15 protein-coding genes and 8 tRNA genes are annotated in these 20,701 nt (G+C 38.0%); 10 read left to right on the top strand and 13 right to left on the bottom strand.

What is annotated here, in order from left to right; translation table 11 throughout:
* Positions 1 to 375 carry a hypothetical protein gene (locus C9J51_RS02385; RefSeq protein WP_045039754.1) on the top strand — a complete coding sequence of 125 codons (375 nt, stop codon included), beginning with the start codon at positions 1 to 3 and terminating at the stop codon, positions 373 to 375.
* Between the two features lie 349 nt (positions 376 to 724).
* On the opposite strand, the gene C9J51_RS19445 is transcribed toward C9J51_RS02385, so the two are convergent.
* From C9J51_RS19445 to C9J51_RS02350, 8 genes are all read right to left on the bottom strand, one after another.
* A tRNA-Asn gene (locus C9J51_RS19445) sits at positions 725 to 816 on the bottom strand.
* Positions 817 to 892: 76 nt separating this feature from the next.
* Positions 893 to 982: transfer RNA gene (locus tag C9J51_RS02380), tRNA-Asn, on the bottom strand.
* Between the two features lie 602 nt (positions 983 to 1,584).
* Positions 1,585 to 1,674 (bottom strand) — tRNA-Asn (locus C9J51_RS02375).
* Positions 1,675 to 1,768: 94 nt separating this feature from the next.
* Positions 1,769 to 1,844: transfer RNA gene (locus tag C9J51_RS02370), tRNA-Asn, on the bottom strand.
* Between the two features lie 6 nt (positions 1,845 to 1,850).
* Positions 1,851 to 1,925, bottom strand: a tRNA-Gly gene (locus C9J51_RS02365).
* A 19-nt stretch (positions 1,926 to 1,944) separates the two neighbouring features.
* Positions 1,945 to 2,029: transfer RNA gene (locus C9J51_RS02360), tRNA-Tyr, on the bottom strand.
* A 9-nt stretch (positions 2,030 to 2,038) separates the two neighbouring features.
* A tRNA-Thr gene (locus tag C9J51_RS02355) sits at positions 2,039 to 2,114 on the bottom strand.
* 47 nt (positions 2,115 to 2,161) lie between these two features.
* Positions 2,162 to 2,252, bottom strand: a tRNA-Ser gene (locus C9J51_RS02350).
* Positions 2,253 to 2,722: 470 nt separating this feature from the next.
* Between C9J51_RS02350 and C9J51_RS02345 the strand changes: the two genes are divergently transcribed.
* Positions 2,723 to 3,745, top strand: a complete 1,023-nt coding sequence (locus C9J51_RS02345) for an acyltransferase family protein (protein WP_052668253.1) — start codon at positions 2,723 to 2,725, stop codon at positions 3,743 to 3,745.
* Positions 3,746 to 4,080: 335 nt separating this feature from the next.
* Here C9J51_RS02345 and C9J51_RS02340 read toward each other — a convergent pair whose 3' ends face one another.
* Both C9J51_RS02340 and C9J51_RS02335 read right to left on the bottom strand, forming a co-directional pair.
* Positions 4,081 to 4,260: a hypothetical protein gene (locus tag C9J51_RS02340; protein WP_045038532.1), complete on the bottom strand. Its 180-nt coding sequence runs from the start codon at positions 4,258 to 4,260 to the stop codon at positions 4,081 to 4,083.
* A gap of 461 nt (positions 4,261 to 4,721) precedes the next feature.
* The gene (locus tag C9J51_RS02335) at positions 4,722 to 6,080 is read right to left on the bottom strand and encodes an NCS2 family permease (RefSeq protein WP_045038531.1); all 1,359 of its coding nucleotides are present in this window, start codon (positions 6,078 to 6,080) and stop codon (positions 4,722 to 4,724) included.
* A gap of 491 nt (positions 6,081 to 6,571) precedes the next feature.
* On the opposite strand from C9J51_RS02335, the gene C9J51_RS02330 reads away from it, so the two are divergent.
* Both C9J51_RS02330 and C9J51_RS02325 read left to right on the top strand, forming a co-directional pair.
* Positions 6,572 to 7,876 carry an L-cysteine desulfidase family protein gene (locus C9J51_RS02330; RefSeq protein ID WP_107274841.1) on the top strand — a complete coding sequence of 435 codons (1,305 nt, stop codon included), beginning with the start codon at positions 6,572 to 6,574 and terminating at the stop codon, positions 7,874 to 7,876.
* A gap of 597 nt (positions 7,877 to 8,473) precedes the next feature.
* A complete protein-coding gene (locus C9J51_RS02325) occupies positions 8,474 to 9,733 on the top strand; it encodes an SLC5/6 family protein (RefSeq protein ID WP_107180550.1) in 1,260 nt (419 codons plus the stop codon).
* Between the two features lie 89 nt (positions 9,734 to 9,822).
* Here the strand turns inward: C9J51_RS02325 and C9J51_RS02320 are convergent, their stop codons facing one another.
* The 3 genes from C9J51_RS02320 to C9J51_RS02310 form a co-directional block, all read right to left on the bottom strand.
* Positions 9,823 to 10,713, bottom strand: coding sequence for a DMT family transporter (locus tag C9J51_RS02320; protein WP_045040845.1), 891 nt, complete (start codon positions 10,711 to 10,713; stop codon positions 9,823 to 9,825).
* Positions 10,714 to 10,934: 221 nt separating this feature from the next.
* Entirely contained in the window at positions 10,935 to 11,495 is a 561-nt protein-coding gene (locus C9J51_RS02315) for a 3'-5' exonuclease (RefSeq protein ID WP_045038527.1), read from the bottom strand.
* A gap of 95 nt (positions 11,496 to 11,590) precedes the next feature.
* Positions 11,591 to 13,480, bottom strand: coding sequence for an acyltransferase family protein (locus C9J51_RS02310; RefSeq protein ID WP_107274840.1), 1,890 nt, complete (start codon positions 13,478 to 13,480; stop codon positions 11,591 to 11,593).
* 319 nt (positions 13,481 to 13,799) lie between these two features.
* On the opposite strand from C9J51_RS02310, the gene C9J51_RS02305 reads away from it, so the two are divergent.
* The 6 genes from C9J51_RS02305 (at position 13,800) to C9J51_RS02280 (ending at position 20,688) form a co-directional block, all read left to right on the top strand.
* Complete coding sequence (locus tag C9J51_RS02305) at positions 13,800 to 14,579, top strand: AraC family transcriptional regulator (RefSeq protein ID WP_045038525.1); 780 nt, start codon at positions 13,800 to 13,802, stop codon at positions 14,577 to 14,579.
* A 326-nt stretch (positions 14,580 to 14,905) separates the two neighbouring features.
* Positions 14,906 to 15,964: a PTS fructose transporter subunit EIIC gene (locus tag C9J51_RS02300; RefSeq protein WP_045038524.1), complete on the top strand. Its 1,059-nt coding sequence runs from the start codon at positions 14,906 to 14,908 to the stop codon at positions 15,962 to 15,964.
* A gap of 60 nt (positions 15,965 to 16,024) precedes the next feature.
* Positions 16,025 to 16,339 carry a PTS fructose-like transporter subunit IIB gene (locus C9J51_RS02295; RefSeq protein WP_045038523.1) on the top strand — a complete coding sequence of 105 codons (315 nt, stop codon included), beginning with the start codon at positions 16,025 to 16,027 and terminating at the stop codon, positions 16,337 to 16,339.
* A gap of 278 nt (positions 16,340 to 16,617) precedes the next feature.
* Positions 16,618 to 17,460: a helix-turn-helix transcriptional regulator gene (locus C9J51_RS02290; protein WP_045040844.1), complete on the top strand. Its 843-nt coding sequence runs from the start codon at positions 16,618 to 16,620 to the stop codon at positions 17,458 to 17,460.
* A gap of 98 nt (positions 17,461 to 17,558) precedes the next feature.
* Complete coding sequence (locus C9J51_RS02285; RefSeq protein WP_045038521.1) at positions 17,559 to 17,981, top strand: hypothetical protein; 423 nt, start codon at positions 17,559 to 17,561, stop codon at positions 17,979 to 17,981.
* Between the two features lie 244 nt (positions 17,982 to 18,225).
* Positions 18,226 to 20,688, top strand: a complete 2,463-nt coding sequence (locus C9J51_RS02280) for a beta-mannosidase (protein ID WP_045040843.1) — start codon at positions 18,226 to 18,228, stop codon at positions 20,686 to 20,688.
* The last annotated feature ends 13 nt before the right edge of the window (positions 20,689 to 20,701 follow it).

Genomic DNA, 20,701 nt, shown 5'->3' with positions numbered 1-20,701 from the left:
ATGAGAGTATCAACACAACAAATCAAAGATGAGTTAGTACGGCATGTGAATAAATATACGTCATATTGTGCCGATTTTGATAGCACAGAAGATGCTATCAACCATTACACTAAAGAGCTGCATAACGAGATCAACGATTTTCATACTCTCACACAAGAAGATATCGACAATCAAAACAAACGATACAGCGATGATTATCTTTTTGGGGCAAAGGTTGGTGATTTAGTGTGGGCTGGCGATAGTGAGATATTTTTATCATTATCAAATATTGAAGATTGTCTACGCGATGCAGGTAAGCGCATCAATGACGATTACAATGCTATTAGCGACAGAGCTCGTTATGTGAAATTTTATTTGATAGCTGCTCAGCTTTAAAAAATGGTTAACGTAAACGTCCCCATGAGCTTGGAAATAAATCTTTAAGGGTCAACATTTACATACTGGCAAAGAACTACAACGACGATTTTCCAGATAAATACCGCCCATCGTGGCGGTATTATCCTATCAACCAATCAAATCAATCTATCAGCTCTTTTTCTTCACGTAACTGACGAATGACATTTTCAGCATAAGAAATACTGGACACCCATAACTTTTTGCTTAGATAGTGTCATTCAAAAAAAGTATGCTTGTAATGATGATAATAAATCTACTCACAGTGTGTTGAGTTTTTAAAGTAAATATATGGCTGTCCTATGTTTAGCAACTTGCGGGCTTCTCTATTTGGCTTCACTCTACTGGACTTGAACCAGTGATACACGAATTAACAGTCCGCCAAGCTTCTAATAAAAAGGAACCAACTGAACTAAGAGGGAATTGTTTGGAATCAGGAACCTGACTCACTTTTCTCCAGACGTAAAAAAGCCCGCAATTGCTTGCGGGCTTTTCTATTTGGCTCCCTCTACTGGACTTGAACCAGTGACATACGGATTAACAGTCCGCCAAGCTTCTAATAAAAAGGAACCAACTGAGCTAAGAGGGAATTGTTTGGAGTAGACAACGGGAATCGAACCCGCATCACCTGTTATTTTCTCCAGACGTAAAAAAGCCCGCAATTTCTTGCAGGCTTTTCTATTTGGCTTCACTCTACTGAACTTGAACCAATGATACACGGATTAACAGTTCGCCAAGCTTCTAATTAAAGAGAAACCAACTGAACTAAGAGGGAATTGTTTGGAATCAGGAACCTGACTCACTTTTCTCCAGACGTAAAAAAGCCCGCAATTTCTTGCGGGCTTTTCTATTTGGCTTCACTCTACTGGACTTGAACCCGTAATACACGGATTAATAGTCCGCTAATCTTCCCATGTTTGGAGTAGACAACGGGAATCGAACCCGCATCACCTGTTATTTTCTCCAGACGTAAAAAAGCCCGCAATTGCTTGCGGGCTTTTCTATTTGGCTTCACTCTACTGAACTTGAACCAGTGATACACGGATTAACAGTTCGCCAAGCTTCTAATAAAAAGGAACCAACTGAGCTAAGAGGGAATTGTTTGGAGTAGACAACGGGAATCGAACCCGCATCACCTGTTATTTTATCCAGACGTAAAAAAGCCCGCAATTTCTTGCATGCTTCTCTATTTGGCTCCCTCTACTGGACTTGAACCTGTGATACACGGATTAATAGTCCGCCAAGCTTCTAATAAAAAGGAACCAACTGAGCTAAGAGGGAATTGTTTGGAGTAGGCAACGGGAATCTAACCCGCATCACCTGTTATTTTATCCAGATGTAAAAAAGCCCGCAATTGCTTGCGGGCTTTTCTATTTGGCTCCCTCTACTGGACTTGAACCAGTGACATACGGATTAACAGTCCGGCGTTCTACCAACTGAACTAAGAGGGAATTATCTGGAGCAGGTAGCGGGAATCGAACCCGCATCTCAAGCTTGGAAGGCTGGAGTAATAGCCATTATACGATACCTGCGATGTATCTTTACAAATTATGGTGGTGGGAGAAGGATTCGAACCTTCGAAGGCAGTGCCGGCAGATTTACAATCTGCTCCCTTTGGCCACTCGGGAATCCCACCGAAATTTAATGGTGCCGACTACCGGAGTCGAACTGGTGACCTACTGATTACAAGTCAGTTGCTCTACCTACTGAGCTAAGTCGGCACACTAATTTCTGTTTTATTACTAAGTCGAAACTTAACAATTAAATTTGGCGGAGAGATAGGGATTTGAACCCTAGATACGCTATAAACGTATGCTGGTTTTCAAGACCAGTGCTTTCAACCGCTCAGCCATCTCTCCAATGCCGCGTATAATATAGCGCCGCTCTTCCACTGTAAAGTAAAAAAATACGAAAAACAGCCAACCACTCACTTATTAAACGTAACAACTAAAATTAGCGCATAAAATGATCACCGCAAGTAATTTTAAGTTACCCATTAACCAAAGCCACACCCTTATATATGTTTTATATTGTTATTCTTGTGTTATTTAACATCATTAAAGTGCAATTAATCTAATAGCTATTAATACTAATTCAGATAATTTATGATTTTTTATCTTTAATTAACGAAAGCAAAAAGAAGATCAGTTTTATAATAATTAGCCAGAAATATACATTCACAAAATGAATAATAAAAATAATATTATTAGTATTAATTATGCTTTTAAGTATATTTCATAAACAAAACTTGTGTATGGGTTGTCTTTATATTATCGAGTGTTAACATCTTTTCAAGATTTCTATCAACTCAATTATAAAGAGATTTACTGTGTACCTATCTATACAATATCTACGCGCTTTAGCTGCTATAATGGTGGTCATTGCACACTCAAACCATAAGGCAATGATTTACAACATCGATCTTCTAAATTTCGTCAAAATTGGTGGTGGCGGAGTTGATCTATTCTTCATTATCTCTGGTTTTATCATGTGTTTGACAGTAGATAGAAATCGACAGTCTTTTACTTCATTTATGAAATCTCGAGTAATACGTATTGCACCTCTGTATTGGATTTTAACTTGCGTTGCTTTAACCGTTTATTTAATTAATCCAAACTTAGTCAATTCTTCATCGACACACTCAACATCTATATTTTCATCTTTTACCTTAATTCCCCAAGGACATCCGTATTTAATTAATAATGCTTGGACATTAAGCTATGAATTCTTCTTCTATTTAATCTTTGCTTCCTTCTTATTTTCTAAAGACAAACAAAAATTATTTACATCGATTGCTTTAATTATTTTAGTGATTGTAGGTCTTATATTCCCACCTGCACATCCAAAATGGGTTCTAAACCCAGCCACATTTATTACAAATCCAGTTTTAATCGAATTTGTACTAGGCATCGTTGCATATAAAATCATAACCAATAAAATGATTTCATTGAAAATAGCGGCTATAACAACAATAGTGGCGTTGATATTACTGATTGCTCACAATTTTGATTGTTCACTTTTACCTACTTCATTAGGTCGTGTTATTACCTATGGTATTCCAATGTTTCTATTATTTGTTGGGTTCGTTTCTTTAGAATCAAAAATGCCAAAGATTAACCTACTATATCAATTAGGCATGTCATCATATGCATTATATCTAGTACACCCATTTATTATTACAGGTATTACTCTTGTAATGCGTAAGATTGGCCTGATCAATATTGGTCCACTTTATGTAACAGCATTAATTGTCGGTAGTGCCATTGCTGGTTTCTTGTGCTATAAATTTATAGAAATGCCAATTGACCGCTTCTTAAAAACAAAGATCAAAAATAAACCAATTACAGCATAATAAATAAATCATGCTATTAAAGGGCGTTGTCTACGCCCTTTTTACTATTTTTAATCAAATGTAATTATCTTATGCTTTCTTTATTTATAGGATTGATGGATTTTTTAGGAAGTCTACTCACCTTCATCCATAATTTGCTTGAGTTATTCCGATAACTTATCGTTCATCACTATCTTAATTCCTGATCGTGACAAAACAAAATGGCAACCTTACAGTTAACTAATTGATTAACATTGGATTTACATTGTAAATAAGCTTAAATATAATTAAAAAAAATGGCGTTTCTATTCAATTAATAGAAACGCCATTTCTTATTTTTGCTACCGTATTGGTATTTATGCAAACTTCATTTCCCCATTATCATCAAGATAAAGTGCTGCTTTTGCTTGGCCAATCAATTGTGCCGCATAAGAAGGTGTTACAGCACGTAACTCACCTTTAGTTGATAAAAAAGTACCTTCCCAAGCTTGGTCGCGGTATGTGCCAGATTCTAAAATTTCAATAACAACTTTCATAGTTAACCTCAACGTTTAATAAATAATAAAATATGACAAAACCCTAAGGCAACTCGTCTTCTTTTAAAATCTACCAGCATTAAATTAATTGTCATCCCATGTAAATTGCAACGTTAGATACACAAATAGAGTGAATTAAAAAATCATACTTAATTGATCGACTTATTCTGTAAATTATCTATCCTTTTTATTATTAGATATTAGTAACAATAAAACAATAACCTATTGATATAAAACAAAATTACAACAATAACAACATTAATAATATGTCATTGTTGTATTTTTATTACATACCAGTAACACTGTAAATCACAGAGAAACAATACTCAATTCAGATCATGTAAAGCAAGTTTCCATTTTTGATCAATACAACGCATCAAAACTGAAAAACTAGCATTTTTATTGAATAAAAAACCCGCGTTTAGTACGCGGGTTAATAATAACGATATAATTTTATTCGCTTAAATTGCCCAACCGCCAGCGTAGAACACCACTAATGCGACAGCAATAATCACCGTACCGATATTTAAACGTTTAAAGTCACCAGAGACTACACGTCCAATCACTAAGCTCACAAAGCCCAACATAATACCTGTAACGATATTGCCCGTTAACACAATAAAGACCGCACACAACAACCCAGATAACGCGTCAACAGAGTCGTTCATATCCAGTTTGCTCACATTACTTAGCATCAATAAACCAACATACATTAATGCAGGCGCGGTTGCGTAAGCAGGAACTAAATAACTTAATGGTGCTAAAAATAGCATTACCACAAACAACAACCCAACAGTTGTTGCTGTTAAACCTGTTTTACCGCCAGCCGCAGTACCCGCAGCAGATTCAATATACACAGCAGCAGGTGAACCACCAACAAAACCTGCAAAAATACTACTAACTGAATCGGCAGTTAACGCTTTACCACCACTAATAATATTACCGCGTTCAGTCAATAAATTAGCCTGACCTGCAACGGCACGAATCGTACCTGTCGCATCAAAAATAGCTGTCATCACTAACGCAAGCACTGTCGGCAAGATCACTGGATTAAGCGCACCCATAATATCCAGTGAACCAACTAAAGAACCTTCACCACCAAATGTAGGCAGTGCAAAGAAGCCATGGTATTTCACATTAGGATCAAAAATCAGACCAAACACTGAAATAGCGATAATGACGAGCAAAATACCACCAGGAACACGACGCTTCTCAAGCCCTAGAATTGCAGCCAACCCGACTAATGACATAATCACGGGTAATGACATAAAATGACCAAAGGCCACCGGTAAACCTGCTTGTGGGTTCTTAATAACTAAGCCCACACCATTGGCGGCAATTAACAATAAAAATAACCCAATACCAATACCTGTACCATGAGCAATTCCTGTCGGCATATTTCTCATGATCCAACCACGAATACCAGTAACCGTAATAAGCGTAAATAAAACACCCATTAAGAATACGGCACCAAGCGCGACAGGAATACTGACCCCTTGCCCAAGTACTAAACTAAAAGCAGTAAAAGCGGTGAGTGATATGGCACAACCAATTGCCATTGGTAATCTAGCCCATAGCCCCATCAACAATGAACCAAACGCAGCAACTAAACAGGTAGCGATAAATACAGCACTTTGATTAAAACCAGCCGCACCTAACATGCTTGGTACAACAATCACTGAATATACCATGGCTAAAAAAGTCGTTAATCCTGCAATAATTTCTTGTTTAACACTACTTCCACGTTCAGCGATTTGAAAATAACGATCTAAACTGTAAGTAAATGAACGTTGGGGGTTGGATGTATTGTCAGCAGACATTGTGTCTTCCTATAATTTTCTAGTTTCAAAACGTCGTTATTGGCAATAAATTTCCATTATCACCACGCAAACGTTTACGTTTTCAAAAAAAAGAAAAGGCTGAAGTTATTATCTTCAACCTTTCTATAATCTTTACCTGCGGATGATACCTAAAAAGTAGTCGCTCCCGCCACCATAAACTACTTTTTTATCTTTGATAATATCATTTCCTAACTAGCACCATTAAAAATACTAATCGTTTCAATGAAAAACATTACTACAAAGCTTGCGACACACGTATCATATATTCTATGAGAATTAATAATAATAGAAAATTATTCTATTTATTGTTGTTACAAGTAATAATTATACAACTTTTTTCTTTACGACTAGACGTATACTCACCATCACTAACAGAAAAATACTGTTAGCTAATTATTTACTCTGCAAATATTTCAATTTGCTTTATCCGTAATTTTTGACTCTTTTATATAGAGCGTTAGGTGATTGTAATGAAACATACACTTTGGCCTGCATTTATTGATGTTGTAAAACGCGACGTTGTACCTGCACTTGGTTGCACTGAGCCAGTATCTGTTGCATTAGCAGCAGCAATTGCCATGAACAAGCTCAATATTAATCATCAACAGATTACCGGAATTGAAGCGTTCGTATCAGCCAATTTAATGAAAAATGGTATGGGTGTAACCGTCCCTGGTACAGGTATGGTTGGACTAGAAATAGCCGCAGCAACAGGAGCTATCGCGGGTGATAGCCAAGCACAATTAGAAGTACTTAAAAATCTAACCGCCGATGATGTTGCTATCGCAAAAGCAATGCTCGATAAAAAGTTAGTTTCAGTTAGTGTTGCCAATGTCAGTAATATTCTTTATTCCAAAGTAACCGTCTTTAGTGATGATCGCTCTGCAAGTGTCACCATTGCCGATAGCCACACTCATATACTGGCAATTGAAGAAGACGGAATAACAACGTATATTGCCGATCCTAAACATGCTCACCATGCGTCTCAACAATCAGCTAATACCAATCCTTTTACTCATGCATGTGTTCAAGATATTTTTGATTTTGCAACGCAGGCACCATTGGCAGATATTAGTTTTATTGAGCAAGCTTACCAACTCAATAATGCACTTTCGATTGAAGGTCTAAAAGGGAACTATGGCTTACAAGTTGGGGCAACTTTTCAACGTAACGTTGAACGAGGTTTACTCTCTAGTGGCTTATTGACTGATATTTTATTACGTACAGCCTCAGCATCAGATGCACGAATGGGTGGGGCGATGAAACCTGCAATGAGTAATTCAGGTTCAGGTAATCAAGGTATTGCCGCTACCATGCCAGTGGTCGTTGTTGCTGAATTTGTTCATGCAAATGACGAACAACTTATTCGCGCATTAATGTTGTCACACTTAATGGCGATTTATATTAAAAGTCATCAAAATAAACTATCCGCCTTATGTGGTGCAACAACGGCATCAATGGGGGCAGTAGCAGGTATGACATGGTTACTTGGTGGTGACATAAAACAAATAAGTGCAGCAATCAATAGTATGATTGGTGATATTGCAGGCATGATCTGTGATGGTGCAAAAACCAGTTGTGCCATGAAAGTCTCATCATCAGCAGGCTCGGCGATAAAATCAGCCCTGATGGCATTAGATGGTCTAGGTGTTACAGGTAATGAAGGCATTGTTGCTAACGATGTTGATAGTACTATTCGTAACCTTTCAGCATTGGCTAATGGCTCAATGACACAAACAGATATTCAAATTCTTGATATCATGATTAATAAATAACCATACATTCAGCAGTTTTGTAGATAAGTCCTCTAGGTATACATATAAAGCCAGATAACCTTATTGCTTTTTTATTATTATCTAGAGGAATATATTGTCCTATTTCTCTAATCATAAGAAAAAAACAGTAAAAATAGCCATTCCCTTTCATTAATATTCCTTTTCGATATAAGATATTACTTCTAGTTATTTAAAAACAACAATAATAGCGTGATAATTCCCTCATTAATTATCGCGAATACTATTAGATAAACAATACAACGCAATAACAAATCGCCCTCTCCTACCTTTGTTTTAATAACATTGAGTGCGTTGTTTTATATATCACGTTTTTTTGATACGTGGTTCTAAAATATTTAAATAACATAAAGTTAAAGCCAAATTCATGAGCGCTAAACACTCTTTTTAGCTTCTCTTTAGTTATAGTTTTACTGCTTTATATTACTAAAAAGACGCGAACAAAATTGGCGATTTTGCCAAAAAATAATAAGCCAAACACTGTGTTTAGGTTAATCATTCAAGGCTGACATTACTATGAACCAAACAGTCAATATTTCCCCTTCAACCACAAGTACGCCACTGCATATTCGTGCCAACATGACACTTGAACAATGGCAACAAGCGATTAAATTTGACAATGTCGACATCGGTTGGATTGTAATGAGTATCGGAATGGCCGTTGGTGCAGGTATCGTATTTTTACCTGTCCAAGTTGGCGTCATGGGATTATGGGTATTTTTACTTTCAGCTGTGATCGGTTATCCAGCCATGTATTTATTCCAAAAACTTTTTATTAATACCTTAGCTGAATCAAAAAAATGTACCGATTACCCAGGGGTTATTACTGGTTATCTGGGTAAAAACTGGGGCATTGCATTAGGTATTCTCTATTTCTTAATGCTAGTGATTTGGGTGTTAGTTTATTCATTAACGGTTACTAATGATAGCGCCTCTTATTTACATTCTTTTGGTATAACGGAAACCCATCTTAATAATAATGTATTTTATGGTTTAGCATTAATTAGCTTATTAAGTTATATCGGCTCTAAAAGTGAAAAGATCTTATTTAAAATATCCGGCTTTATGGCGGTAACGGTCTTATTATTAGTCGCGGTGATGGGTGTGTTATTAGTCCCACAATGGAGTTTTGCTAATATTACTCCCGTTGAAAATTGGGGCTTAATGCTTAAAAATGCCATTATTACATTGCCATTTACACTGACCTCAATTTTATTTATTCAGTCATTGAGCCCAATGGTAATTTCTTACCGTTCGCATGAAAAATCGATTGAAGTCGCGCGTTATAAAGCCACGCGCGCCATGAAAATTGCGTTTACCATTTTATTTGTGATCGTATTTTTCTTTGCAGTATCGTTTACTTTTGCAATTAGCCAAACAGAAGCGAAACATGCGATGGAATTAAACATTTCAGCGCTAGCAATGATTGCACATTATTTTCCAGGTAGCTCAGCAACAATTGTCGGTATCGTGATCAACATCTTTGCCGTTGTTACTTCATTTTTTGGCGTGTTCCTTGCGTTTAAAGAAGCTTGCAGCGGTTTAGCCATGAACTTACTCGAACGTAAATTTGATCCAAGTAGCATTAATACCAATCTAGTGAATAAATTTACCACCCTTTTTATCATTTTGATTGCGTGGGGTGCGATTACTTTAAACTTACCTATTCTATCGTTTACGTCAATCTGTTCACCCATATTTGGTATTGTTGGTTGTTTAATTCCCGCCTATTTAGTGTATCAAGTACCACATTTACACCAATATAAAGGCACTGCAACTAACCTGATTATTGTAACGGGTATCTTGCTATGTATTTCACCATTACTGGTCTTTATCTAGCCAATGTTATTTTAAGAATCATTACCACCTAAAAAAACGCCGCAGTCTTAATGACTGCGGCGTTTTTATTTGTACATCAAGCTATATGCTTATGCGGTAACGGCTTCAACTTGTTTTTTCGCTTTCGCACGTTTCTGTGCCATTGCCACACCTGATAGCACCATTATACCACCGACATAATGATAGCTCTGTAAATGTTCACCCAACATCACACTCGCAATGCCTGCTGCCATAATGGGTAATAAATTCATAAACATTGCTGTTCTGTCTGCGCCTAAACGTTCAATACTTTGCATCCATAACCAGGGAGCCAACACTGAAGCGAGTAATGCTGCGTACATAATGAGTGGCGCTGCCGCGGCGGTAATCGCCATACGGTGACTGGTGAGTAATAATGGGGTCAACATCATTACAGCAAATATGCATTGAACATACACCGAATGCCAATTTGAAATCGGCATTTTCCAACGTTTAAGTAATACACAATATAAAGCATAAACAACAGCGGCAAGTAGCATTAAACCATCACCTTGTTTAATACCCTGACTAATCAAATTACTAATATGGCCTTGGCTTAACATCAAGACCAACCCACTCAGTGATAACACGGCACCAATAAGCGCAAAAGGTGATAATCGTTGGCCAAGTAATGGCACACTTAAAAACATACTCACCAAAGGCACCAGTGAAATAATTAACGCTATATTAGTCGCACTCGTGGTTGCTGCGGCAAAATAGCCTAACGACTGGTTCAATACCATGCCCAGTAACGCTAAAAAAGCTAACTTTGCTAAATAGGGTTTTATAATGACTCGTTCACGCCACACAGACTTAATTAAAAAAGGAGTTAACATAACTAAAGCAAAAAACCAACGATAAAACGAAATCGCACCGGGGTCGATAACACTGAATGCCATTTTGTTGACAATCGCATTTCCTGCCCAAATCGCAACAGTAAAAAGAGGTAATAAATAGAACATTGTCGACCTTAGATAAAACAGTTATTTCAATAAAGGGCATTGAAATAAAGAACAACGCTATTCTGTCACTTCCTATGTGAAATATATATCCGTAATCAGACATAGAAAATGCTTAGTCGGACATTTATTAATTAAAATAATAAAAAACCCTAATCATCTTACTCTTTAGTTATAAGTAATATGTTTAGGGTCTAAAATACTATTTTAAAATTAAAAAATGACTATTTATCGTTCGTTAATACGTCTTGCTCACAGAACATGGTTGCCGCTAATCGAGCAAGATTATAGGCATCAACATAACCTGAATGTTGACGTCCTTCCCAACTGACACCTGCAATTTCCATTGCTGCACGTTGACCTAAACGCTTATTGGTAACATGACGTTGTAATTTAAATAATGTCGCTAAATTTAAATATTCACGAAAAGGTTCTTTTAATTCTTTAGCAGCACATTCTTTCTTTAAAATACGATCATCATGACCCCAAGCACCATAAATCTTATGTCGACCACCAAACTTTTGTTCAATTGAACGTAAAATAGTCGCTAATGGTTTACCATTTTTCTCAATAAGATCTGGTTTAATTCCCGTCAGCTCAGTACAAAACGGGGAAATTTCGTCATGTTCAGGTCTTACATAGTGTTGTGCACGTCGCACAATACGGCCCGTATTTAAATCCAGTTCCGCCACTCCAATTTCGATGATTTCACCAGTTCGCGATGTGCGGCCATCATTCCAACAACACATTTCGAGGTCAAAACAGACAATACGATCAAAATTCATTAAGTTATCCAAGAGTCACGGGGTAAAACGGGCGCAGATAATACCATTTTGTCACTCAGGGTTCATCCTTCAGCCCCAGATTATTGCATCAGATATTATATAACTATCTGAGATACGATTTTTTCAGCCCCTTGTTGAGTCGCATGATGGGCATCATGATATAGCGGTTGGGCGTCTTTCACGGCATAACAATCGCGGTAGTCACAAAACCCTTTGGTAGGATCAACAAAATGCACATTACTTGGATAGTTAGCATTGTTGAAATGCCTTAAAATATCTTTATTACGTTGCTGATAATACGCTAAGGAGACAGATTTGATATTATAAACCGGATTACCAACCCAATAATTTTCATAGAATAACTTACTAATACTGCGCCCCATTTCTGGTATAGGCCTTATTACATAGACATTTTTTTTAGTTTTAGCGAGCTGTAAAACTAATGAATCAAATGAAGCTAATATTTCAGCATATTGTGGCATTTTCTTATGCAATAGTTGTGGATATAGACCGCCATTTTCACCATATAACCCCGCAGAATAACGATGAATCAAAACCACATTTTGGATCTGTTTATTTTGTAAAATATAATCAGCCGCTTCGTTATACCAACGAGCACAAGGACTAAAATTATTTTTTTGTCCATAAGACGGAATACACCCTGCAAAGCTAAAATGTTTAAGCCCTTGATCTGTCGCTTTTAGACGATTAGCTAACGCATAGCTAATACTGATCGCATGACTATCACCAAGTACCGCCCAATCAATATTATGACCAAAATATTCACACGCTTTGGTTGGATCTTGATAATCATAAATATGACAATTAACCCGATTAGGGGTGGATTTAATGTTTTTTACTATATTATTAACACTGGCTGGAAACCTATCGACAGCAAAACCATTATTTTTAAACACAACCGCAGCAATACCACCCACAATAATAATTAACCATATCGGCATACTCATGGTTAATTGACGCAATAGTGATGGTGATTTAAGCGCTAGTTTGCGGTTTTCAATATAGGTATAGCTCAAATAACCCAATAATATTGATAAGGGTATACCCATAATTTCAAAATAAGGTATCGACAAATAATAACCGATAACAACGACAGGCCAATGCCATAAATAGATTGAATATGACCATGTACCTATTCGCTGGAAAATAGAATACTTTAAAAAACCACCCTGATAATTAGCCATAAGAATAAGAAAAGCACCTTCAACAGGCATCAAAGACAAATACCCCGGCCACATGTCTTTTTCGCTCATAGTACTATAAGCAGCAACAATCAACATGACACCGAGCCACTGACAATATTTCTTATTATTTTCATTCAATGAAATTGGATACAAATAAGCTAAACCACCGAGCATCATCTCCCATCCACGTGCTGGTAATAGAAAATAAGAATACGTCGGATTTTGATAGCTCACATAAACATTAAACAAAAAGCCACAACCAGTAATTATTAATAACACTCGTTTTATATTATTAAAATTTAATATTTTTTTTAATATAATTAATACAATAGGAAAAACAATATAAAATTGCCATTCCACGGAAAGTGACCATGTATGTAATAACCACTTTTCATGAGATGCCGCATCAAAATAACCAGATTCTTTAAAATAAAATATATTAGAAATAAAACCACTACTGCCAGCAATATGCTTACCCAGTATTCGATAATCTACAGGGGTTAAGTAAAACCAACCTAACAATAACAACACTCCGCACATAGCCATTAATGGTGGAATGATGCGATTTGCACGTGCAATATAAAATTTAATAAGCGAAAAATTGTTACGCTCAATTCCTCTAAATATAATACTGGTCATTAAAAAGCCAGAAATAACAAAAAAAACATCGACCCCAGCAAAACCACCAGGAATACGGATCCAAGGTGGGTTAAAGTGATATAGTACCACTGCAATAACCGCAAGAGCACGTAACCCATTTATATCGGTTCTAAATTTCATAATGTTCCTATGCAGCTAACAAACTGAGGGTGCTACAAAAAATAAAGAATTAAAAATAAACGATCACCTTTATACTAATGTCATAAAAACAACAATAATAATAATATTTCAAAGAAAACAGTGCTAATATAAATAATGTGCATAAGCGAAAAACATAATACTATTAATTAAAATACTAAGTTAGTATATTAATTAAGTGAGTATCAATTATTCATTAATAAAAAACACACTAAAAGTAATAATTCATATCAATTTCATCTTTCATCCCCATATCTGAGACTGATATAATATAAAATTAACAATATCATTTGGATTCATAATGACTATTATTTACAACCCAATTATTGACAATAATAATCCACCTGATGATATATTTTTTGTTCATGAAGTGTTTGAACCCGATACAAGTACATTAGATCATAGCCATTATTGGGGACAGCTTCACCTTGTTACCAATGGTATTATTGAACTCAGCACCCACAATAATCGCTTTTTAGCGCCTCCTCGTTATGCGTTGTGGATCCCTGCAAAGATCGAACATAAAAGCTATATTCGTCGTAGTCTTAATTATTGTTCAATGAACATTTGCGCGCCGTTATCTGATCAACTTCCCGCTTATCCATGCTTACTTGAAGTCACAGACGTGATAACTGCCATTATCGAGGATTTACGTCAACGCCAGATTATGGTTGCAACAACAGAACAAGATAAGCGCTTAATCACCGTACTATTTGATCAAGTGTTATTATGTAAAGAACACGACCAATTTCTACCCACCAGCGAAGATAAACTATTACAGCCAATTTTAGTTGAACTAGAACATAACCCAATCAATAATCTGTCACTCACCCAATGGGCGCAGCTACTGCATACAACAGAACGAACATTGGCTCGCCATTATAAAAACAAATTGGGGATCAGTTTTACTGAGTGGCGACAACGACGTAAATTTATCTATTCACTCCATTTACTGCGCCAAGGTATGTCCGTCAATGAAACCGCATTAACCTTGGGTTATCACCAAGCCTCGCCCTTTATTACGTTATTTAAAAAATATGCTGGTGCCACGCCAGATCAATATCGCTTACGGCTAGATTAATCCACCTTCGTCGAGCACTTATAGCACCCAAGCACCCTATAATTCCCCATATAAAGTGCTTTTCTTATTACTGCAATCAAAAATAAACACCATTAGCGCCCGTTCTGTGCGCTAGATCTCCTTATCCCTATAGCCAACCTGAGAGTTAAATCACAACTCATTTGGCTGGTTACAAATGTCCAGTAAATGCACCCTTTATCCCATACCGATAATTGTTTTAGCCGCACATAATAGCCCCAACAAAACGGCTTACCGCCATCTTAAACCTGTTATGTTCTTGTCCTTGTACGTGGCCAAATTTATCATAACGAAATGGAGTTATTCTTATGAAAAACCAATTGTCGCAACTAAAACGGCACCTATTAACAGGTACCAGTCACATGTTACCTTTCGTTGTTGCTGGTGGTGTATTACTTGCATTATCAGTAATGCTAGGTGGTAAAGGCGCAGTTCCTCAAGGTGTTTTCCTTGAAGGCCTTTGGGACATGGGTATCGCAGGTTTCACATTATTCGTACCAGTGTTAGGTGGCTACATTGCTTACTCTATCGCTGACCGCCCAGCACTTGCACCGGGTATGATTGGTGCTTACCTTGCTAACCAAGTTAACGCGGGTTTCATCGGGGCCATCATTGTTGGTTTCATTGCGGGTTACGTCGTACTACAACTAAAACGTATTCCGTTATCAAATAAACTAAAAGCTATCTCAACCTATTTCATTCTTCCTATTGGTGGCACGTTTATTGTTTCAGGTCTTGTTATCTGGGTTATTGGTGCACCAATTGCAATGGCAATGGAAGGCATGAACACTTGGCTTCAAGGCATGGCGGGTACATCTAAAGCATTCTTGGGTGTAATTCTAGGCGGTATGACAGCCTTTGATATGGGTGGCCCAATCAATAAAGTAGCAACCTTATTCGCTCAAACACAAGTCGGTACTCAACCTTGGTTAATGGGTGGCGTAGGTGTTGCTATCTGTGTACCACCACTAGGTATGTTCCTTGCAACTCTTTTATCTCCTAAGCGTTACTCTGATGAAGAGCGTGAAGCAGGTAAAGCCGCTGGCATCATGGGTTGTATCGGTATCACTGAAGGTGCAATCCCATTCGCAGCCTCTGATCCAGTCCGTGTAATCCCGTCAATCGTGGTGGGTGGTATCGTCGGTAACGTCATCGCATTCTTATTCGGTGTCCTAAACCACGCACCTTGGGGCGGTCTGATTGTCCTACCCGTTGTTGATGGTCGTATCTTCTACGTAGTCGCCATTATTGCAGGCTCGGTAACAACAGCCTTAATGGTTAACTTCCTTAAGAAACCTATCGCAGACCGTCAAGAAGAAAAAGCGCCAACCGCAGCTTCTGACGACCTAGACCTAAGTTTTGATTAATAACATCGCATTCATTTATCAACGCGTTTATCGCATTAAATAACAAATTTGGAGATTCACATGAAACTATTAGCTATCACTTCTTGCCCATCTGGTGTTGCACATACATACATGGCTGCTGAAGCACTAGAAGTTGCAGCAAAAGCAAAAGGCTGGGATGTTAAAGTTGAAACACAAGGCTCTATCGGTATCGAAAACGAAATCACCATGAGTGACGTTGCTGACGCTGATATTATTATCCTAACCAAAGACATCGCAATTAAAAACGAAGAGCGTTTCGCTGGTAAGAAGATTGTACGTGTCGGTGTTGCAGACGCAGTAAAGAAAGCACCACAAATCATGGATAAAATTGAAGCGCATTTAGCTCAAGCTTAATCGCACAATAAGGCACTGTTTATCTCAGTGTCTTATCATTCCCCCTAAAATAGAGCCACCTTAGATCACGTTATTTAAGGTGGCTTTTTCTATAACAGCTAAAACAGCCTCATCATCAAAATAAACTGGCATCAAGATAACAGTTCCAAGAGCATTATATCGCAATCAACCACCAGCTAACTGATAATACTCACATTCATACATATAGTGCTTTTTAGTGGCCTTTAGTGATTCATCAGTCCACGTCCATACTGAATAACAAGAAGTAGACGCAAGACATGCATAATATTTTTATTGATTTGCTTGATAGTGCCATTTCTGATTTTGAGTCATTAAATAACATTTGGTTTGCTGGGGACTCGTTACCACCGCTAGAATCGAGCTATCAAGTTAACTTTCCACGACTTGAACTGGTTTTTAAAGGCCGTTATGCCAATACCTTTGATAATCAACAACCCGATGTGGCTGATATCACTCTTGGCGTTGGCGATGCATTATTCATTCCTGCCAATGCATGGAATAAACCAGATTGGCAACACGAATGCTCAGTATTAAGTTTATTGTTTGGCAAGAGTCAGCTTGGGTTTAGTTTAGTCAGCAAGCGTGAAAATGAAGACGGTTTTTATGATGTACAAAAATACAGCGTGCCACAACGCAGTAGCCACGCTATCGATCATATTCTCAATGCATTATCCAGTTTAACCCATGAGAAGAAGAAACAACCCGCTGATAAATTTCTATTAATAGCCTTGCTGTGTTACTGCAAAGACATGCTCGAAATGCCAACCACCGATTGTACCCGCCGTAGCCAAGATTTATTTAAAGGCATTTGTATTTACGTTCAAGAAAACTTTCACCGTAATATCAATCGCAATACGGTTGCTGAACGATTTAATATTTCACCTAATCACCTCTCGCGCTTATTTCGTCAAGAAGGTCATATGCGGTTTGCTGATTATATCGCGTGGGTACGTTTAGAGCGGGCAAAATTCATGCTAAAACGCTACAACTTCCGTTTAGAAGAAGTGGCAAATCGCTGTGGTTATCATGACTCAAATTATTTTTGTCGTGTGTTTAAACGCAAAACAGGTAAAACACCCACAGAATACCGAGTGCATTAAAAAATAAGCTAACAACTGAGTATTTATATTCTATATTTACCGGTTTCTATTAAAGCGAATAAGCCTAAAATTATCCGCTTTAATGGTTTATTACATCAATGAAAAAATCACTGCAAGCCTTGATCGTTCTTTGCGCATGTAACATTAGCTTCTCTGCTTTTGCTAATACAACATCAGCCATGGAATCACCATTATCAATTCCATTTTCTCAGCAAATTCATCGTTATCAATATTCCGGTGTCGTTCATAATGACGTTACCAATGACTTCAGTTTCTATGGTCACCAAGGCCAAAAAATCACAACACTAGTCACAACTGATAGTGCGAAATTATGGGTTACCATCAAACACCCACAAATGAAACAAGCGGTCGATATTTCAGCTATTTCGACTAACCCTAATCAACGCGATACCTATACTCTACCTTTTACGGGTCAATACCATCTTAGTATTGGTGAATATCATGCCATTAGTAAACGTAATTCAAGCCAAAATTACACGCTAAAAATCACCTTGAATTAAGATTTACAACAGCATGAAACAAATGACATCGAAATCAATAAATCTCGATGTCATTTTTTTAATCAAGCATAATGACAAATAGTCCCCACCAGCCATATCCTCAACCTATCACAGAGTATTTAACACGGTCACATATCCATCAATTGGGTACATAAATCCAGTTACAACGCCTTTTGTCCACTGCTAATTTTTTAACGAGCGTAATACACTCTTACTTTATTCGCGCAGTTGACAGGAGTCTCACGTGTCGCATATTTTATTTGATGGTCAGTGGTTACTCACTTCCCCACAGCATTCACATATTTCTATTCCATGCGCACTACCTGGCGATGTACATTCAGCACTCATTCAAGCGGATTTACTGCCACAACCTTATTTCGGTTGTAATGAAGAATTAATTCAATGGGTCGGTGAAAGTGAGTGGCAACTAACAACAGACTTCACACTCACAACCGAGCAACTGACTGCAACCGCCATCGATTTGAATTTATCGTTTGTTGATACCATGGCTATCGTTAGCATAAACGGTACTCAGGTATTAACCTGTAGCAACATGTTCCGTCTTTATCAGGTTAATGTTCTGCCCTACCTACAACAGGGTGTGAACCACATCAGTATTGCATTAGCGCGTAATGATAGTGAAGCACAACGACGGGCAGAAAAACTACCTTTCCCCGTGCCATGGGCGGTCGGTAATAATCAAATTCCACACATGAATACTCTGCGTAAAACCCAATGTCACTCGGGCTGGGATTGGGGCATTTGTTTATTATCAACAGGGGTATATAACTCGCTAACACTCACCCCGATTTATAACACTCGCTTACACCATGTTAGAACCCAACAAGCATGGCTACCCAATGGCGATTGTGAAGTCACCGTTAACATTGATTGTGAAATACTGGGGGGAAATACGGAGAAAGTACTTAAAATCAACCTTGATAAGCAAGTACACACTATCGTTATAGATAATACAAACAATGGCATTCAAACTGTTACCACCACTATTGTTGTGAAAAATCCACAGCGCTGGTGGCCTGCGGGTTATGGCGAGCAACCATTATACCCATTAACAGTTACGCTTAATAATCACACCATCACCAAAAAACTTGGACTACGCGAACTCACATTAGATACACAAACCGATGCTATTGGTAGTGCAATGACATTTGTGGTTAATGGCAATGCGATCACCGCCAAAGGTGCCAATTGGATTCCACTCGATGCCCTACCCAGCCGTCAAACTCCTGCACGTTATCGTCAACTATTAGAAGATGCAGTTGCCGCTAACATGAATATGATCCGTGTATGGGGTGGTGGCATGTATGAGCATGATATTTTTTATGAGTTGTGCGACGAACTCGGATTATTAGTGTGGCAAGATCTGATGTTTGCTTGTTCCTTGTATCCATCAACCCCTGAGTTTTTAGCCGATGTTGAATTAGAAATTGTTGACCAAGTAAAACGCCTAGCAGATCACCCCTCACTGGCATTATGGTGTGGTGATAACGAAGTCATTGGCGCGATTGGTTGGTATGACGAATCTAAACACAATCGTGAAAAATACGTAGTGAATTACGACCGTTTAAATCGCATGCTGCAACAAGTAGTTGAACAGTACGATCCTAGCCGTCGTTTTTGGGCAAGCTCACCGTGTAATGGCGAACTCGACTTTGGTGATGCATGGCATGACGATAACCGTGGCGATATGCATTTCTGGGATGTATGGCATTCAGGTAAATCGTTCGATGCATACCACAGTGTTAAACCGCGTTTTTGTTCGGAATTTGGTTATCAATCATGGCCATCTTTGCCAACGGTAAAAACCTTCGCCGACAATGAAGATTGGAATGTCACCTCGCCGACATTTGAACAGCACCAAAAGAACGGTCGTGGTAATAGCATTATGACCGAAATGTTTACCCGCTATTTCCGCTTTCCGGTTGGGTTTGCCAATATGTTGTATTTAAGCCAAGTACAACAAGCGATCGCTATTAAAACAGCGACTGAGTTTTGGCGCGCTCATAAACAACATTGCCGCGGTATTCTCTATTGGCAACTCAATGACTGCTGGCCGGTGAGTTCATGGTCAAGTATTGAATATACCGGGCGTTGGAAACAGCTCCATCATCACGCAAAACGTTTCTTTGCCCCTGTGATGGCGACATTTATTCAACAGCCGCAGCAACCTCTAACACTGCATGTGGTTAATGATCATCATCAACCGATGCCAATTAGCGGAACAGTGATCAAGGCAGATTGGCAAGGGAATGTCCTCGCCACATGGCAACTAGACACCCAATTAGCTACTGACAGCAGTGACATTGTATGGCAAACAGAAGACATCTTAACCGCCTCTGAAACTAAACAGGTGTTTTACCATGTTAGTTTAACGGCCGCTGATGGCAGTGTGACTGAAAATACACATTACCCATGCTTGTTTAAACACGCACAACTGCAAAATCCAACCATTAACACAGAATGGCATCAAGATAATGAGACGATTTGGCTAGAACTCGACACTGACTACCCGGCATTATTTGTTGAGCTACAACTTGAATGCCAAGGTCGCTTTAGTGATAGCAGTTTTACTTTATTACCAAGCCATATGACAGGTGCTAAACATCGCCTTTATTATATTGGTGACTGTGATCTTAAAACATTAAAACAGCATTTAACCTTATATCATCTTCGAGGAACCTATTAATTTATAAAGCATC

Origin of the sequence: Photobacterium iliopiscarium (genome assembly GCF_003026395.1) — a bacterium.
Taxonomy (GTDB): Bacteria; Pseudomonadota; Gammaproteobacteria; order Enterobacterales; family Vibrionaceae; genus Photobacterium; species Photobacterium iliopiscarium.
The sequence above is the reverse complement of the archived record's forward strand: the minus strand, read 5'-3'. Positions and strand labels throughout refer to the sequence as shown.

Bases quoted from the DNA above. Each gene is read 5' to 3' on its own strand.
- C9J51_RS02285 (WP_045038521.1), top strand. From the start codon at position 17,559: ATGAAAAAATCACTGCAAGCCTTGATCGTTCTTTGCGCATGTAACATT.
- C9J51_RS02290 (WP_045040844.1), top strand. From the start codon at position 16,618: ATGCATAATATTTTTATTGATTTGCTTGATAGTGCCATTTCTGATTTT.
- C9J51_RS02335 (WP_045038531.1), bottom strand. From the start codon at position 6,080: ATGTCTGCTGACAATACATCCAACCCCCAACGTTCATTTACTTACAGT.
- C9J51_RS02385 (WP_045039754.1), top strand. From the start codon at position 1: ATGAGAGTATCAACACAACAAATCAAAGATGAGTTAGTACGGCATGTG.
- C9J51_RS02310 (WP_107274840.1), bottom strand. From the start codon at position 13,480: ATGAAATTTAGAACCGATATAAATGGGTTACGTGCTCTTGCGGTTATT.
- C9J51_RS02325 (WP_107180550.1), top strand. From the start codon at position 8,474: ATGACACTTGAACAATGGCAACAAGCGATTAAATTTGACAATGTCGAC.
- C9J51_RS02320 (WP_045040845.1), bottom strand. From the start codon at position 10,713: ATGTTCTATTTATTACCTCTTTTTACTGTTGCGATTTGGGCAGGAAAT.
- C9J51_RS02305 (WP_045038525.1), top strand. From the start codon at position 13,800: ATGACTATTATTTACAACCCAATTATTGACAATAATAATCCACCTGAT.
- C9J51_RS02295 (WP_045038523.1), top strand. From the start codon at position 16,025: ATGAAACTATTAGCTATCACTTCTTGCCCATCTGGTGTTGCACATACA.
- C9J51_RS02300 (WP_045038524.1), top strand. From the start codon at position 14,906: ATGAAAAACCAATTGTCGCAACTAAAACGGCACCTATTAACAGGTACC.
- C9J51_RS02340 (WP_045038532.1), bottom strand. From the start codon at position 4,260: ATGAAAGTTGTTATTGAAATTTTAGAATCTGGCACATACCGCGACCAA.
- C9J51_RS02315 (WP_045038527.1), bottom strand. From the start codon at position 11,495: ATGAATTTTGATCGTATTGTCTGTTTTGACCTCGAAATGTGTTGTTGG.
- C9J51_RS02330 (WP_107274841.1), top strand. From the start codon at position 6,572: ATGAAACATACACTTTGGCCTGCATTTATTGATGTTGTAAAACGCGAC.